Below are 14,971 nucleotides of genomic sequence, written 5' to 3'. Positions count from 1 at the left end.
TTACCGGGCTTCGCTCAACCGCCCGGAACACGTATCTACATTGGCGTAGGGAGTGTTGCGATGACCGCACCCAGTAAGGTCCGGGCCTCGGCCCCGCATCGGGTAACCGCTGGTAGTGAGGCTGCGAAAGGGCGAAGCCCGCGCCGCTATCCGGTCAGCGACGGAGCACCGGTCGAGGTCGTCGAGAGCGGTCCCAGCGTTGCCGCCCGGCTGGTTTCGATCGGCACCCGCGCCACCATGTGGCCCACTTTGGCGGTGCTCAGCCACGTACCGCACTGGCCATGGCCATTCGGCCTCGTCGACTTCGTCGCCAGAGCACTTCTGCCCAGCCCGGGCACCGTGCGGGCCACCGTCGGGCTGCCCAACGCCTCCGCCCAACTCGTCCGCGCTCCCGGCGTGCTGCCCGCCGACGGAAACCGCCGCGTTGTGCTCTACATGCACGGCGGCGCGTTCTTGACCTGCGGCGTCAACTCGCATAGCCGGATCTCTGTCGCGCTGTCGAAGTTCGCCGACTCCCCGGTGCTGGTGGTCGACTACCGGCTGGTTCCCAAGCACACCGTCGGCAACGCCGTCGACGACTGTTACGACGCCTATCAATGGCTCCGCATGCGCGGCTACGAGCCCGACCAGATCGTGCTGGCCGGTGACTCCGCCGGCGGTTACCTGGCGCTGACGCTGGCCCAGCGGCTGCAGGCCCTCGGCGAGGAGCCGGCGGCCCTGGTGGCGATCTCGCCGCTGCTGCAGCTCGACCACGAGCAGAAGCTCTCGCACCCGAACATCCACACCGATGCGATGTTCCCGCCCAAGGCTTTCGACGCCCTGGTCGCCCTGGTCGCCCGGGCCGCCGCCAAGAACATCGTCGACGGCGAGCCCGAAGGCGTCTACGAACCGCTCGACCACATCGAGCCCGGACTTCCGCGCACCCTGATCCATGTGTCGGGGTCGGAGGTCCTGCTGCATGACGCGCGGCTGGCGGCTCGCCGGCTGGCTGCCTCCGGCGTGCCCACCGAGGTGCGGGTGTGGCCCGGCCAGATCCACGACTTCCAGCTCGCGGCTCCGCTGATCCCGGAGGCCAAGCGCTCACTGCGCCAGATCGGTGAGTACATCCGCGAAGCGACCGGCTGAGCAGTCGAGTCGGCGGCCTGACACGATGTAGGCATGCGAATCGCGTCCCACATCAGCGAGCTGATCGGGAACACCCCACTGGTCCAACTGAACTCCGTTGTTCGAGAGGGCTCGGGGGTGGTTGCGGCCAAGATCGAGTACGTCAGTCCGGGCGGTAGTGCCAAGGACCGCATCGCCGCCAAGATGATCGACGCGGCCGAGGCCAGCGGCGAATTGAAGCCCGGCGGCACGATCGTGGAACCCACTTCCGGCAATACCGGCGTCGGACTGGCGCTGGTGGCGCAGCGACGCGGTTACAAGTGCATCTTCGTCTGCCCCGACAAGGTCAGCGAGGACAAGCAGAATGTCCTGCGCGCTTACGGCGCCGAGGTGGTTGTCTGCCCGACGGCCGTGGCGCCCGATCACCCGGACAGCTATTACAGCGTGTCCAACCGGCTGGTCAGCGAAATCGAGGGCGCCTGGAAGCCCGACCAGTACTCCAACCCGAACGGTCCGGCCAGCCACTACGAAACGACCGGCCCGGAGATCTGGGCCGACACAGACGGCAAGGTGACCCACTTCGTCGCCGGAGTGGGCACCGGCGGCACGATCACCGGCGCCGGGCGCTACCTCAAGGAGGTGTCCGGCGGCAAGGTCAAGGTCATCGGCGCCGACCCGGAAGGCTCCGTTTACTCCGGTGGCACCGGGCGGCCCTACCTGGTCGAGGGCGTCGGCGAGGATTTCTGGCCGGCCGCCTACGACCCGTCGGTGCCCGACGAGATCATCGCGGTCTCCGATGCCGACTCCTTCGACATGACCCGCCGGTTGGCCCGCGAAGAGGCACTGCTGGTCGGGGGCTCCTGCGGCATGGCCGTCGTCGCCGCGCTCAAGGTGGCCCAGGAGGCCGGGCCCGATTCCCTGGTCGTGGTTTTGCTGCCGGACGGTGGCCGCGGCTACTTGTCGAAGATCTTCAACGACGGGTGGATGTCGTCGTACGGATTCCTGCGCTCCCGCCTCGACGGCTCGGTGGTCGAGCCGACGGTTGGCGACGTGCTGCGTGGTAAGTCCGGTGCGTTGCCCGACCTGGTGCACACCCATCCGCAGGAAACCGTCCGTGACGCGATCGGCATCCTGCGTGAATACGGCGTCTCCCAGATGCCGGTCGTCGGCGCCGAACCCCCGGTGATGGCCGGCGAGGTGGCCGGCAGCGTGTCGGAGCGAGAACTGCTGTCCGCGGTGTTCGAGGGCCGGGCCAAGCTGGCCGACGCCGTGTCTCTGCACATGAGTCCGCCGCTGCCGCTGATCGGGTCGGGGGAACTGGTCAGCGCTGCGGCGAAGTCGCTGCGGGAGTGGGACGCGCTGATGGTCGTCGAAGACGGCAAGCCTGTCGGCGTCATCACCCGTCACGACTTGCTCGGGTTTCTGTCCGACGCGCCGCGCCGACGCTGAAATTGTTGCCTGAGCAAATATTGGTTCGCCGCTGACGCCGGCGAATGTCGGGCAGATGAAGATTCCGCTTTATCGCGATGCGCAGGGACTTCTCAGGTACATTTATGCCGCTTTACCTCAGGTGATCACTCTGAAGTGGAAGGCGCCATGACAGAACAACCGCCCGGACCTCCGCCGGGGAACTATCCGCCGCCGCCACCACCTCCTCCGCCGCCCGGTGGCTACCCACCTCCGCAGTCCGGCGGTGGCTATTCTCCGCCACCTCCGCCCGGTAGCTATCCGCCTCCGCCACCGCCGCAGGGCGGGTATGCGCCGCCACCTCCCGGGCAGTCGGGCGACCAGCTGCCGCAGAGCGCCTACACATCGTGGTTCACCCGCGTCGTTGCGTGGCTGATCGACTACATCCCGGTGCTCGTCATCATCGGCATCGGCGCCGGCGTGCTGGCCGCTACTCAAGAGACGGCCTGTGTGACCGATTCTTCCGAGTACAACCTCGGCGAGTTCTGTGCGACGGGTGCCTCGACGACTGGGCAGGCGGCGCTCGCGATTTCCATCGTCGTCGGGTACATCTTCGTGATCTGGAACCTGGGATATCGCCAGGGCAAGACGGGATCGAGCATCGGCAAGTCGATCATGAAATTCAAGGTGATCAGCGAAAAGACCGGTCAGCCAATCGGTTTTTGGCTATCCCTGGTCCGCGAGATCCTGTACTCCATCGCTTCCTACCTGTGCTTCGTCCTCTGGCTGATCGCCGTTCTTTTCCCGCTTTGGGACTCCAAGCGCCAGTCGCTGGCCGACAAGATCATGTCGACCGTTTGCGTTCCCCTGTAGACAAGGACATCAATGACGCAGCCACCTCCGCCGCCCGGTGCGGGCGTATTGCCCAAGGATGCCTACACCCCCTGGATCAAGCGGGTCGGCGCGTACATCATCGACGTCATCCCGATCGTCATTCTGTCCGGTGTAGGCCAGGGCCTGATGGCGGCCACCGGTGAAAACAACTGCACGTCGAGCAGTGGCGACAACAGTTACGGCGTGTACTGCACGTCGCAGCCCTCGGCGCTGGGACTGATCCTGTCCTTCGTGTTCGGGATCGCCGCGCTCGCGTTCTGGGTGTGGAACTGGGGCTACCGCCAGGGCACCACCGGCTCGAGTATCGGTAAGTCGGTGCTGAAGTTCAAAGTCATCAGCGAGAAGACCGGTCAGCCGATCGGGTTCGGACTGTCGATCGTGCGCCAGATCGCCCACTTCGTCGACGCGATCATCTGCTACATCGGCTTCTTGTTCCCACTGTGGGACGCCAAGCGGCAGACGCTCGCCGATAAAATCATGACGACGGTCTGCGTGCCGCTCTGACCCGTCGGGCCGATAGGCTCGGACGCGATGAGTGAGCAGCGCAGCACGGCGGGCAGGAGCGAAGCGACCCGGGGTCTTGGGGAAGCGGATCGACACCGGGCACAGGGGTTCGCGACGCGGGCCATCCACGCCGGGTACCGCCCCGACCCGGCGACCGGAGCGGTCAACGCCCCGATCTATGCGAGCAGCACGTTCGCCCAGGACGGGGTTGGCGGGCTGCGCGGCGGGTTCGAATACGCGCGCACCGGCAACCCGACGCGGGCCGCGCTGGAGGCGGTGCTGGCCGCCGTCGAGGACGGCACGTACGGGCGGGCGTTCAGCTCAGGTATGGCGGCCACCGATTGCGCGCTGCGCGCCATATTGCGTCCCGGCGATCACGTCGTCATCCCCGATGACGCCTACGGCGGTACCTTCCGGCTGATCGACAAGGTGTTCACGCAGTGGGGTGTCGCGCACACCCCGGTGGCGCTATCGGACCTGGATGCGGTACGTGCGGCGATCACCGCCAACACCCGGTTGATCTGGGTGGAGACCCCGACGAACCCGCTGCTGTCGATCGCCGACATCTCCGGGATCGCCGAGATCGCGGCCGTCTCCGGTCAGAAAGTGTTGGTGGACAACACGTTTGCCTCGCCGGCGCTGCAGCAGCCGCTGAACCTGGGCGCCGACATCGTGCTGCACTCGACTACGAAGTACATCGGCGGGCACTCCGATGTGGTCGGCGGCGCGCTGGTGACCAACGACGAGGAGCTCGACACCAAATTCGCCTTCCTGCAGAACGGCGCCGGGGCGGTGCCCGGCCCGTTCGACGCCTACCTGACCATGCGCGGTCTCAAGACGCTCGAACTGCGTATGCAGCGGCACAGCTCCAACGCCGCACTGGTGGCCGAGTTGCTGGCCGGGCACGCTGCGGTGAGCCAGGTGCTCTATCCCGGGTTGCCGCAGCATCCCGGCCACGAGGTCGCAGCTCGCCAAATGCGCGGGTTCGGCGGCATGGTGTCTGTGCGGATGCGCGGTGGCGCCGAGGCGGCGCGCCGGTTGTGCTCGCGCACCGAGGTTTTCATTCTCGCGGAGTCGCTCGGTGGGGTCGAGTCGCTGATCGAGCACCCGGGTGCGATGACACACGCCTCGACGGCCGGATCGCAGCTCGAGGTACCCGACGACCTGGTTCGTCTCTCGGTAGGGATCGAGGACCCGGCAGACCTGCTGGCCGACCTGGAGCAAGCGCTAAACTAGCGCGGCCCGCACCGCGGCTGTGGTTACTGCAAGGTTGACGTCCTCCATTTTCTCGTCGTCGACCCATGTGCCGCTTGCGATTTCGTTGGCCCGATCGACCACCCATTGCCACCCGCGGTCGTTGAGGCTCAGCACCGCGTTCAATCCGCCCACCGCATGCAGCAGCGAGACGATTGCCGCCGTCGCTGGATCCGGTCGATCGCCGTCGAACAGTGCCGCCAGCAGTGCCGAGCGCGCCCGGTCAACCCGCGACCGGCTGGCCAGCGGCCACGCGTAGGAATTGCGCCGAAAGCGGTTCTGCGACAACGAAATCTGATGGATCTGCCCGGTGCGCAGCAGTTGGTCGAGCACCTGATCCTCGGTGTGCTTGCGCAGCTTGCCGATTGCGGCGCTGGCCGTGATTGGCGCCTCCTGCAGGAGTGCCAGCGCCGGGCGCACAACGGGATCCATTGGTGGTGGCCCGGTCAACGCGATCAGCCGGTCGGCCGGTACCGGTTCCCCCGGCAACGCGGGCCGGACCCGGCAGTCGTACGCCAAATCCAGCAGCACGGCCGCGGCTAGCAACCGTTGCAGCCGAGCGTGTTGCAACCCGGGTTGAGCCGCGGCGTTGTCGAGCAGCAGCAGAAGAAGGTCTTCGGCGATGCGCGCCACGCGCCGGGCGACGCTACGAGTGGTAAGGCTCGGCGCTGACCAGCGTGACCTTGACGGTCTTGCCGCTGGGCACGTTGTACTCGCGGATGTCGCCGACCTTCGCGTTCAGCAGTGCGGCGCCCAGCGGGGAGTTCGGCGAGTAAACCTCGAGCTTGTCGTGGTCGATGCCCTCCTGGCGGGTGGCGATCAGGAAGGTCTCGGTGTCGGACTCGTCGCCGTCGTAGTAGACCTTGACCACCGAACCGGGCAGCGCAACGCCGGACTGCTTGGGTGCTTCGCCCACCTTGGCGGTGTTGAGCAGCTCCTGCAGCTGGCGGATCCGGGCTTCTTGCTGGCCCTGCTCCTCGCGTGCCGCGTGGTAACCGCCGTTCTCACGCAGGTCGCCCTCTTCGCGGCGGTCGTTGATCTCGGCGGCGATGATCGGACGGTTGGCGATCAACTGATCAAGCTCAGTCTTGAGTCGGTCATGCGACTCCTGGGTCAGCCAGGTCACCTGGGTATCGGACATCTCGTCGAGCTCCTCATTCGTTGGTTTCGCGATGTTCGCGTGCAGTCTGTTGTTGTCGCTGCTGGGAACATGCGGAGGGGTCCGCGTGTATTGCCATCGAAGAGCTGCGAGTAAACGCGCTAATGAAGCAATACACGGCTCCCAGCAGGAACCGTGTATCGAGCAAGTCTACCACCGCGAAGACAGTCAGTTTTCATACATTCGCAGTTCGCTGTTGGTGGTTCCGTCGCCGGTCAGGCGGCGACCAGGTAGCTCGGGACGTCCGTCCCGCAGCCGTAGATATCGCCGACGAACGGCCGTTTATACGACTTGACGAAGGTAGTGACCTGCACTGTTGCCGCCTGTGCCGGCGGGACCAGGATTTCCCGGCGGCCGGTCTCGTCGCCGTCGTGGGACCGCACCCGGACGATGCAGTGCACCGGCTGAGAGGGGTCCTTTCGGGTCACGCTGATCGTCACCGAGACCGTCTGGTCGTCGATCACCTGATAAGTCGCGATCTTGCCCTCGACGTCGTTGCCCTCGAACCGCTGGTAGGCGATCAGAGCAAGGACCACGCCGGCGGCCAGAACGAGGACACCCAGCGCGAACGCCACCCGGCGCCGAGTGGCCGGCGGCAGCCCTTGGCGTCCGTAGCGCTCCTGGGGAAGCTGCGGGGGGCGGTCGGTCATCGGTGTGGAGTGCGTCTCTCGTCAGCGGGGCTTCGATTACGGGTATTCATGCCCAGGATGGAACTATTGGACTATAGGGCGTACTGCAACTGTTGCATCAGCACGTAAGAGCGAGAAGAAGCACGGCAAGTACAGGGGAGAAGTGACCGAACTGCGGTTGATGGCCGTACACGCGCACCCGGACGACGAGTCCAGCAAGGGCGCGGCCTCACTTGCGCGTTACGCCGCCGAAGGTCACCGCGTTCAGGTGGTGACTCTGACCGGTGGCGAGCGCGGAGACATTCTCAATCCGGCCATGGACCTGCCGGAGGTGCGGGGACGCATCGCCGACGTGCGTCGTGACGAGATGGCCAGAGCGGCCGAAATCCTCGGCGTCGAACATCGCTGGCTGGGTTTCATGGACTCCGGGCTGCCCGAGGGCGACCCGCCGCCGCCACTTCCCGATGGTTGCTTCGCCCTGGTGCCGCTGGAGCAACCGGTCGGTGAACTGGTGAAGTTGATCCGCGAGTTCCGCCCGCACGTCATGACGACCTACGACGAGAACGGTGGCTATCCGCACCCCGATCACATTCGCTGCCATCAGGTTTCGGTGGCAGCCTACGAGGCCGCTGCGGATTATCGGCTGTTTCCCGATGCCGGCGAACCGTGGGCGATCAGCAAGCTCTACTACAACCACGGCTTCCTGCGGGCACGCCTGCAGCTGCTGCAGGACGAGTTCGCCAAGCATGGCCAGGAGGGTCCGTTCGCCAGCTGGCTGGAGAAGTGGGATCCCGAGATCGACATCTTCGCCGGGCGGGTGACCACCCGGGTGCTCTGCTCGGAGTACTTCAACCAGCGCGATGAGGCGCTCAAGGCACACGCCACCCAGATCGACCCCGACGGATTCTTCTTCGCGACGCCAATAGAGTGGCAGCAGCGGTTGTGGCCGACCGAGGAGTTCGAACTGGCTCGTTCGCGGGTGCCCGCCAAAATTCCTGAAGACGACCTGTTCGCCGGAATCGAGATCTTCGAGTGAGAGACCTGTTGGCGACGGCCCTGACCGTGCTGGCCGATCCGCCCAAGAACACCGGGCCGGACTTCGGCAAGGCCAGCCCGTTCGGCCTGCTGATCACCGTGATTCTGCTGATCTGCGTTTTCGCCCTGGTGTGGTCGATGAACAGGCACCTCAAGAAGCTGCCGGAAAGCTTCGATGAGAAGCCGGCCGAGCACGTCGAGTCGACCGAGGAGAACGTCGTCGCCGCGGCGACGGACGACAGTGCGGGTTCCGCGCGCGATCTCAAAGGGCCGCCGAATGAGCCCGGCGGGTAACACCCTCGCCGGGGCGACCAGCCCTTATCTGCGCCAGCACGCGGACAACCCGGTCCATTGGCAGCAGTGGACCCCAGAGGCGCTCGATGAGGCCACCCGCCGGGACGTGCCGATCCTGCTGTCCATCGGGTATGCCGCCTGCCACTGGTGCCATGTGATGGCGCACGAGTCCTTCGAGGACGACGAAGTGGCCGTCGCGGTGAACGCCGACTTCGTGTGCATCAAGGTCGACCGCGAGGAGCGGCCGGACCTCGACGCGGTCTACATGAACGCCACGGTGGCGATGACGGGTCAGGGCGGCTGGCCGATGACCTGTTTCCTGATGCCGGACGGGCGGCCCTTCTTCTGCGGCACCTATTACCCGAAGCCGCAATTCTTGCAGCTGCTGGACGCGGTGACCGACACCTGGCGGACCCGCCGCGGCGAGGTCGAGGAGGCCTCCGACCAGGTCGCCGGGGAACTACGGAGGATGGCCGCCGGGTTGCCCGACGGCGGACCGGAGATCAACGCCACCCTGTGCGACCACGCCGTCGGAGCGATCCTGCACGACGAGGACCTCGACCGCGGTGGCTTCGGCCGGGCGCCGAAGTTCCCGCCTTCAGCGCTGCTGGAGGCCCTGCTGCGGTCCTACGAGCGCACCGGCTCTCAGCTGCCGTTGGACGCGCTGATCCGCACCGGTACGGCGATGGCCCGCGGCGGCATCTACGACCAACTGGCCGGTGGCTTCGCCCGGTACAGCGTCGACGCCGACTGGGTGGTGCCGCACTTCGAGAAGATGCTCTACGACAACGCCTTGCTGTTGCGGGCCTATGCGCACTGGGCTCGGCGGACGTCCGATCCGTTCGCCGCGCGAATCGCGGCGCAGACCGCGGGCTTCCTATTGGGCGACCTCGCCGACGGTGACATGTTCACCTCCGCGCTGGACGCCGACGCCGCCGGAGCCGAGGGCACCACCTACGTGTGGACGCCCGCTCAGCTGCGCGAGGTGCTTGGTGACGACGACGGCCGTTGGGCCGCAAGTCTTTTCGAGGTCACTGACCGCGGCACATTCGAGCACGGATCGTCGGTGCTGCAGTTGCCGGCCGATCCCGACGACGCCGAACGCTTCGAGCGGGTGCGCAGAGCGCTGCTGGCTTCCCGGCTGACCCGGGTGCAGCCCGCGCGCGACGACAAGATCGTCACGGCTTGGAACGGGCTGGCGATCACTGCTTTAGCCGAAGCCAGTGTGGCCCTTGGCGTTCCGGCCCTGTTGGACGCGGCGAGCCGGTGTGCGTCGGCACTCCTGGACCTGCACATCGTCGACGGCCGGCTGCGCCGGGCCAGCCTGGGCGGCGTAGTCGGTGACAGCACGGCGATCCTGGAAGACCACGCCACCCTGGCCACCGGACTGCTGACGCTGTATCAGCTGACTGCCGATGCGGAGTGGCTGGACCGTGCCACCGATCTGCTGGACGTGGCGCTGCGGCATTTCGCCGACCCCGAAAGGCCGGGCCGCTGGTTCGACACCGCCGACGATGCCGAGCAGTTGATGCTCCGGCCCGCCGACCCGCTGGACGGGGCCACACCGTCGGGGGCGTCCTCGATCGCCGAGGCGCTACTGACCGCCGCGCATCTGGTCGACGCCGATCGCGCGGCACATTACGGCGAGGCTGCCGAGGCCACCCTGCTGGCGCATTCGCCGCTGCTGGCCCGCGCGCCGCGCTCGGCGGGGCACTGGCTGGCGGTCGCCGAAGCCGCGGTCCGCGGGCCCTTGCAGGTGGCTGTCGCCAGCTCGGCTGCGGATTCCGAATTACTTGCTGCAGCAAGGCAATTGGCGCCCGGCGGCACCATCGTGGTGGGCGGGGCGGTCGACTCGTCGCCGTTGCTGGCCGGGCGTGATCGGGTAGGCGGCCGCGACGCCGCCTACGTCTGCCACGGGCGGGTGTGCGACCTGCCGGTCACGGGTGCCGGGGAGCTTGCCACCGCGCTGGGTGTGCCCGTGTAGCGTTCCGCACATGAGCGATGCCCTCGATCTCGAAGCCCTCGTCACGCGCTACTTGAACACCGTCGCCGCGGGAAATGCGGCCGCTGTCGCGGCGCTGTATGCCGAGGACGCCACATTGGAAGATCCGGTGGGTGGCGGTGAAGTCCACATCGGCAGGCAGGCGATCGAGGGCTTCTACAAGGCGGTCGAGGGCGCCGAGGTGAAGGCCGAGTTGCTGACGTTCCGTTCCGGTGGCCACGAGGCGGCGTTCGTCTTCGCGCTGACGGTCGCCGGCGCGATGCGGATCGAGCCGATCGAAGTGATGACGTTCAACGACGCCGGTTTGGTGACGTCGATGAAGGCCTACTGGGGCCCCGAGAACGTCACCCAGATCTAGGCTGCGTTGACCTCGCGTCGCTTGGGTTCTGCTCTCTAGAACACCGCGAACCACATCGCGATGTAGTGGCAGATCGCCGCGACCGCGGTGCAGGCGTGGAAGAACTCGTGGTGGCCGAACGTCGTCGGCCACGGGTTGGGCCATTTCAGCGCGTAGAGCACGCCGCCGATGCTGTACAACGCGCCGCCGACGATCAGAAGCACCAGCGCCGCGACACCCGCCCCGTTCATGATGGGGACGATGAACCACGCGGCCACCCAGCCCAGCAGCAGGTAGAGCGGCACGCCGACCCAGCGCGGCGCCGACGGCCAGAACATCTTGAGTAGCACCCCGGCCAGCGCCCCGCCCCACACGACCGCGAGCAGCACGAGGCCGCTGCGCTCGGGCAGCGCCAACATCGCGAACGGTGTGTAGCTGCCCGCGATGAAGATGAAGATCATCGAGTGGTCGGCGCGCTTCATCCACTTGCGCGCCGTTTCCGACTCCCAGTTGACGCGGTGGTAGGTGCCGCTGACCGCGAACATCAAGACAATGGTCACCGTGTACACGAAGGTCGAGAGCCCGGCGCGGAGGCCTTCCAGAGACCATGACACCGAGATGAGAGCCGCGCCGGCGATGAAGGCGACGACTGCCGCGTAGACGTGGATCCAGCCGCGTGCTCTCGGCTTGCCGAGGAACTGGGCGGCGGCGTCGACGACGGCTTCGGGGAAGTCTTCGGGGGAGCTGTCCTGCGGAGACTGGGACCGTTGGGGATCGGTGGTCTCGACGCCTGCGGTCATCTCACCTCGTTTCGCGCCCGGGGGTACCTCTTGGCCACAGTAGTCTGGTTTGTCGTGGAGATCATTCCGCCTCGGCTCAAAGATCCGGCCTACCGGCTGTATGAGATGCGGCTGCTCCACGAGCTGGCGCGGTCCAAGTCCCAGCTCCCTCGCCATATCGCCGTGCTGTGCGACGGCAACCGGCGCTGGGCGCGTGATGCTGGTCACGACGACGTCGCGTACGGCTACCGGATGGGCGCGGCCAAGATCGCCGAAATGCTGCGCTGGTGTGCCGAATCCGGCATCGAGATGGCGACGGTGTACCTGCTGTCGACCGAGAATCTGCAGCGCGATCCCGACGAACTGTCGTCGTTGATCGACATCATCACCGACGTCGTCGAGCAGATCTGCGCGCCGGCCAACCGCTGGAGTGTGCGGACCGTCGGCGATCTCGAGTTGCTCGGCCAGGAGTCGGCGCGGCGGCTGCGGGACGCGGTGGACAGCACCGCGTCGCTGGCTCCCCCCGCGTCGTTCCATGTCAACGTCGCCGTCGGATACGGCGGGCGCCAGGAGATCGTCGACGCCGTGCGTGCCCTGCTGAGCAAGCAGTTGGCCAACGGCGCCAGTGCCGAGCAGCTGATCGACGCCGTCACGATCGACGGCATCTCGGAGAATCTCTACACCTCGGGCCAGCCCGACCCCGATCTGGTGATCCGGACCTCGGGGGAGCAGCGGCTCTCCGGGTTCCTGTTGTGGCAGAGCGCGTACTCCGAGATGTGGTTCACCGAAGCGCACTGGCCGGCGTTCCGCCGGGTGGACTTCCTGCGCGCGCTGCGCGCCTACAGTCGCCGCCATCGTCGATTCGGTATGTAATGGCCGCGCTCGCCGCATCAAAGGGTGAGGGGCCCCGGACCGGACGCGCGGCGGCGACTAGGGTTGCGACCATGCATGTCGTAGCGTTCGCCGCCGCGCGTAAGGCGGTCTTGGAAGAAGCCGGTGGGCTTACCGCAGAAGGCTTTCCGATGACCAGTTGCTACGTCGAGAGTCTTCCCGCGCAGATCACGGTTCCACTGGTCCTGTCGGTGTACACCGCGGGCGGCAGCGATTACGAGCCACGCCGTTTCATCGTCGCCAAGTCCCCGGAAGGGGAGCGGGTCGGGCTGCTGGAGTTCGCGTGGGAGTGGCCGGACAACCCGGGCGTGCCGGTGAAGTTTCGGGTCTTCGCTCATCACCTGCCCATGACGGTCTACACCGCGGGCGTCCACACTGTCGGCCTCTACGAGCACCCCGATGCCGCCGAGGCCGAGTTCTCGTTCCCGCTGCCGGTGCTGCGGCTCAATCCGCTCACGGGCATCCCCACGAACTAGAGCGAGCTAAAGCTTCCGCAGCCGCAGCCGGTTGATTGCGTGATCGGCGTCCTTGCGCAGGACCAGCGTCGCGCGGGGGCGGGTCGGCAGAATGTTCTCGATCAGGTTCGGCCGGTTGATAGAACGCCAGATGTCGCGGGCGGCCGCCACGGCCTGGTGGTCGCTCAGGCCCGCGTAGTGATGGAAGTGTGAGGCGGGATCGGCGAACGCACCTGCCCGCATCGCCAGGAACCGGTCGACGTACCACTGCTCGATGTCCTCGATGCGGGCGTCGACGTACACCGAGAAGTCGAACAGGTCCGACACCATCAGGGTCGGACCGGTCTGCAGGACGTTGAGGCCCTCGAGGATGAGGATGTCCGGATGGGTGACGACGTGTTTCTCGCCGGGCACGATGTCGTAGATCAGGTGTGAGTACACCGGCGCGCAGACCTGGTCAGCGCCGGACTTCACCGTCGTCACGAAACGCATCAGTGCCCGACGGTTGTAGCTCTCTGGAAAACCCTTGCGGTGCATCAGGTTTCGACGGGTCAATTCGGCGTTGGGATAGAGGAAGCCGTCGGTGGTGACCAGGTCGACCCGGGGGTGGTGCTCCCAGCGGGCCAGCAGCGCCTGCAGCACGCGCGCGGTGGTGGACTTGCCGACGGCCACGCTGCCCGCGACGCCGATGATGAACGGCACCGGCCGGTCGGGGCTCTGCTGTCGCTCGCCGAGGAACTCGGAGGTCGCGGCGAACAGGCGCTGCCGGGCTGCCACCTGCAGGTGGATCAACCGGGCCAGCGGCAGATAGACCTCTTCGACCTCGAGCAGATCGACCTGCTCGCCCAAACCGCGCAGCCCAACCAGTTCGTCCTCCGTCAGCTTCAACGGGGTCGACATGCGCAGTGAACGCCATTGACTCCGGTCGAACTCGACGTAAGGGCTGGGTTCACTCAGCCGCGCCATCGTGCCAGTCTTGCAGTTAGCTTGGTTCATATGCAGCCCGGCACCCTCATCCGTGACTACTTGACCCTCGGTTTGCGCTTCGACCGCATCGAAGAGGGCTACGTCGACTCCTTCACCGGAGACCCCGAGCTGCGGCGCGCCGTCGCCGGCGAACCCGCTCCGGAGCCGGCCGATCTGGCCCGCCAGGCCGACGCGTTGCTGGCCGAGCTGCCGCTGGTACCCCGCGAAGCGGGTTTCACCGACCAGCGGGCCGACTTCATCGGCGCGCACCTGCGCGCGCTGGCGTTTTCCGCGCGCAAGTTCGCCGGTGAGCAGGTCGGTTTCGTCGACGAGGTGCGTAACTACTTCGACGTCGAGATCAGTCGCGGCGACCAGGAGCACTACCGCGACGCGCACGCCCGCATCGACGAGGTGCTCGGTGGCAGCGGGCCGCTGGCCGAGCGGATGGAAGCCCACCGCCGATCCGACGAGATCCCGCCCGCGCGCCTCGAGGAGTGCATGCACGCGTTTTCCAGCGCGCTGCGTGACACCGTGCGCGCGACGTATCCGCTGCCGGATACCGAGACCATCGTCTACGAGGTGGTCACCGACAAGCCGTGGTCGGGCTTCAACTACTACGAGGGCAACTACCGCTCGACGGTCGCGGTGAACGCCGACCTGAAGCAGCAGATGGCCAACCTGCCGCGGCTGGTGGCCCACGAGTCCTATCCCGGCCATCACACCGAGCACTGCCGCAAAGAGGCCGGCCTGGTGGCCGGCCAGGACCAGCAGGAGCAGACCATCTTCCTGGTCAACACCCCGCAATGCCTGATGGCCGAGGGGCTTGCCGATCTGGCGTTGCACGCCGCGGTCGGCCCGGGCTGGGGTCGGTGGGCCGGGGAGATCTATGCGGATCTGGGGCTGCGGTTCGACGGCGAGCGCGCCGAGGCTCTGTCGGAGGCGACGGCCGCGCTGGCCGATGTACGCCAGGACGCGGCGCTGATGCTGCACGACGAACACCGTGACGTTGACGACGTCGTCGCCTTCCTGCAGCGCTGGCTGCTGGTCGACGACACCCGGGCGCGTCAGATGCTGCGGTTTCTGTCCTCGCCGCTGTGGCGGGCCTATACGAGTACCTACGTCGAGGGGTACCGGCTGCTGCGGCGGTGGCTGGACGACCGGCCGGCCGGGGTGGGGCTGACGGAGCGGTTCGGGCGGTTGCTCGACGAGCCGCTTATCCCCTCGGCGTTGCGTGTCGACGTGCGCGGATAGGCTTGTGGCC

General features: G+C 66.9%; 16 protein-coding genes and 1 pseudogene. 12 read left to right on the top strand and 5 right to left on the bottom strand.

Features of this window, described 5'->3' with window-relative positions; all coding sequences use genetic code 11:
• Positions 1 to 60 precede the first annotated feature (60 nt).
• The 5 genes and pseudogenes from CG716_RS09400 (at position 61) to CG716_RS09380 (ending at position 5,145) form a co-directional block, all read left to right on the top strand.
• The gene (locus CG716_RS09400) at positions 61 to 1,125 is read left to right on the top strand and encodes an alpha/beta hydrolase (protein ID WP_094478756.1); all 1,065 of its coding nucleotides are present in this window, start codon (positions 61 to 63) and stop codon (positions 1,123 to 1,125) included.
• Positions 1,126 to 1,158: 33 nt separating this feature from the next.
• Positions 1,159 to 2,553, top strand: a complete 1,395-nt coding sequence (locus tag CG716_RS09395) for a cystathionine beta-synthase (RefSeq protein ID WP_094478754.1) — start codon at positions 1,159 to 1,161, stop codon at positions 2,551 to 2,553.
• Positions 2,554 to 2,700: 147 nt separating this feature from the next.
• Entirely contained in the window at positions 2,701 to 3,384 is a 684-nt protein-coding gene (locus tag CG716_RS09390) for an Rv1078 family RDD domain-containing protein (protein ID WP_094478986.1), read from the top strand.
• Between the two features lie 24 nt (positions 3,385 to 3,408).
• Positions 3,409 to 3,909, top strand: a pseudogene (locus CG716_RS09385) (RDD family protein); the annotation flags it as partial.
• A gap of 27 nt (positions 3,910 to 3,936) precedes the next feature.
• Positions 3,937 to 5,145 (top strand): cystathionine gamma-synthase, encoded by a 1,209-nt coding sequence (locus CG716_RS09380; protein ID WP_094478750.1) that lies wholly within the window; start codon positions 3,937 to 3,939, stop codon positions 5,143 to 5,145.
• Here CG716_RS09380 and CG716_RS09375 read toward each other — a convergent pair.
• The 3 genes from CG716_RS09375 to CG716_RS09365 form a co-directional block, all read right to left on the bottom strand.
• Complete coding sequence (locus CG716_RS09375; protein WP_094478748.1) at positions 5,137 to 5,796, bottom strand: GPP34 family phosphoprotein; 660 nt, start codon at positions 5,794 to 5,796, stop codon at positions 5,137 to 5,139. The two genes, CG716_RS09380 and CG716_RS09375, sit on opposite strands and share 9 nt — an antisense overlap.
• A 13-nt stretch (positions 5,797 to 5,809) precedes the next feature.
• Positions 5,810 to 6,304 carry a transcription elongation factor GreA gene (greA, locus tag CG716_RS09370; protein ID WP_094478746.1) on the bottom strand — a complete coding sequence of 165 codons (495 nt, stop codon included), beginning with the start codon at positions 6,302 to 6,304 and terminating at the stop codon, positions 5,810 to 5,812.
• A gap of 233 nt (positions 6,305 to 6,537) precedes the next feature.
• Positions 6,538 to 6,972, bottom strand: coding sequence for a DUF4307 domain-containing protein (locus tag CG716_RS09365; protein WP_094478744.1), 435 nt, complete (start codon positions 6,970 to 6,972; stop codon positions 6,538 to 6,540).
• A 142-nt stretch (positions 6,973 to 7,114) separates the two neighbouring features.
• Here CG716_RS09365 and mca point away from each other — a divergent pair, with 142 nt between their 5' ends.
• Genes mca through CG716_RS09345 form a run of 4 tightly spaced genes read left to right on the top strand, consistent with a single transcriptional unit; the run spans position 7,115 to position 10,640 of the window.
• Positions 7,115 to 7,987, top strand: a complete 873-nt coding sequence (gene mca, locus CG716_RS09360) for a mycothiol conjugate amidase Mca (RefSeq protein WP_094478742.1) — start codon at positions 7,115 to 7,117, stop codon at positions 7,985 to 7,987.
• On the top strand, positions 7,984 to 8,280 hold the full coding sequence (locus tag CG716_RS09355) for a hypothetical protein (RefSeq protein ID WP_234817772.1): 297 nt from the start codon (positions 7,984 to 7,986) through the stop codon (positions 8,278 to 8,280). Before mca ends, CG716_RS09355 begins: the two co-directional genes overlap by 4 nt.
• Positions 8,264 to 10,264 (top strand): thioredoxin domain-containing protein, encoded by a 2,001-nt coding sequence (locus tag CG716_RS09350; protein WP_094478740.1) that lies wholly within the window; start codon positions 8,264 to 8,266, stop codon positions 10,262 to 10,264. Before CG716_RS09355 ends, CG716_RS09350 begins: the two co-directional genes overlap by 17 nt.
• Before the next feature lie 10 nt (positions 10,265 to 10,274).
• A complete protein-coding gene (locus tag CG716_RS09345) occupies positions 10,275 to 10,640 on the top strand; it encodes a nuclear transport factor 2 family protein (protein WP_094478738.1) in 366 nt (121 codons plus the stop codon).
• A gap of 35 nt (positions 10,641 to 10,675) precedes the next feature.
• Here CG716_RS09345 and trhA read toward each other — a convergent pair whose 3' ends face one another.
• The gene (gene trhA / locus CG716_RS09340) at positions 10,676 to 11,419 is read right to left on the bottom strand and encodes a PAQR family membrane homeostasis protein TrhA (RefSeq protein WP_094478736.1); all 744 of its coding nucleotides are present in this window, start codon (positions 11,417 to 11,419) and stop codon (positions 10,676 to 10,678) included.
• Between the two features lie 54 nt (positions 11,420 to 11,473).
• Between trhA and CG716_RS09335 the strand changes: the two genes are divergently transcribed.
• A complete protein-coding gene (locus CG716_RS09335) occupies positions 11,474 to 12,271 on the top strand; it encodes a (2Z,6E)-farnesyl diphosphate synthase (RefSeq protein WP_094478734.1) in 798 nt (265 codons plus the stop codon).
• 71 nt (positions 12,272 to 12,342) lie between these two features.
• A complete protein-coding gene (locus CG716_RS09330) occupies positions 12,343 to 12,765 on the top strand; it encodes a hypothetical protein (protein ID WP_094478732.1) in 423 nt (140 codons plus the stop codon).
• Positions 12,766 to 12,771: 6 nt separating this feature from the next.
• Here CG716_RS09330 and coaA read toward each other — a convergent pair whose 3' ends face one another.
• A complete protein-coding gene (coaA, locus tag CG716_RS09325; RefSeq protein WP_094478982.1) occupies positions 12,772 to 13,710 on the bottom strand; it encodes a type I pantothenate kinase in 939 nt (312 codons plus the stop codon).
• A 30-nt stretch (positions 13,711 to 13,740) separates the two neighbouring features.
• Between coaA and CG716_RS09320 the strand changes: the two genes are divergently transcribed.
• A complete protein-coding gene (locus tag CG716_RS09320) occupies positions 13,741 to 14,961 on the top strand; it encodes a DUF885 domain-containing protein (protein ID WP_094478730.1) in 1,221 nt (406 codons plus the stop codon).
• Positions 14,962 to 14,971: the final 10 nt, after the last annotated feature.

The organism is Mycolicibacterium sphagni (genome assembly GCF_002250655.1).
Lineage (GTDB): Bacteria > Actinomycetota > Actinomycetes > Mycobacteriales > Mycobacteriaceae > Mycobacterium > Mycobacterium sphagni.
The sequence above is the reverse complement of the archived record's forward strand: the minus strand, read 5'-3'. Positions and strand labels throughout refer to the sequence as shown.

Excerpts from the sequence above, each read along its gene's own strand:
- CG716_RS09400 (WP_094478756.1), top strand. The coding sequence starts at position 61 with ATGACCGCACCCAGTAAGGTCCGGGCCTCGGCCCCGCATCGGGTAACC.
- CG716_RS09380 (WP_094478750.1), top strand. The coding sequence starts at position 3,937 with ATGAGTGAGCAGCGCAGCACGGCGGGCAGGAGCGAAGCGACCCGGGGT.
- CG716_RS09320 (WP_094478730.1), top strand. The coding sequence starts at position 13,741 with ATGCAGCCCGGCACCCTCATCCGTGACTACTTGACCCTCGGTTTGCGC.
- CG716_RS09345 (WP_094478738.1), top strand. The coding sequence starts at position 10,275 with ATGAGCGATGCCCTCGATCTCGAAGCCCTCGTCACGCGCTACTTGAAC.
- CG716_RS09365 (WP_094478744.1), bottom strand. The coding sequence starts at position 6,972 with ATGACCGACCGCCCCCCGCAGCTTCCCCAGGAGCGCTACGGACGCCAA.
- greA (WP_094478746.1), bottom strand. The coding sequence starts at position 6,304 with ATGTCCGATACCCAGGTGACCTGGCTGACCCAGGAGTCGCATGACCGA.
- CG716_RS09390 (WP_094478986.1), top strand. The coding sequence starts at position 2,701 with ATGACAGAACAACCGCCCGGACCTCCGCCGGGGAACTATCCGCCGCCG.
- CG716_RS09395 (WP_094478754.1), top strand. The coding sequence starts at position 1,159 with ATGCGAATCGCGTCCCACATCAGCGAGCTGATCGGGAACACCCCACTG.
- CG716_RS09350 (WP_094478740.1), top strand. The coding sequence starts at position 8,264 with ATGAGCCCGGCGGGTAACACCCTCGCCGGGGCGACCAGCCCTTATCTG.
- trhA (WP_094478736.1), bottom strand. The coding sequence starts at position 11,419 with ATGACCGCAGGCGTCGAGACCACCGATCCCCAACGGTCCCAGTCTCCG.
- coaA (WP_094478982.1), bottom strand. The coding sequence starts at position 13,710 with ATGGCGCGGCTGAGTGAACCCAGCCCTTACGTCGAGTTCGACCGGAGT.
- CG716_RS09330 (WP_094478732.1), top strand. The coding sequence starts at position 12,343 with ATGCATGTCGTAGCGTTCGCCGCCGCGCGTAAGGCGGTCTTGGAAGAA.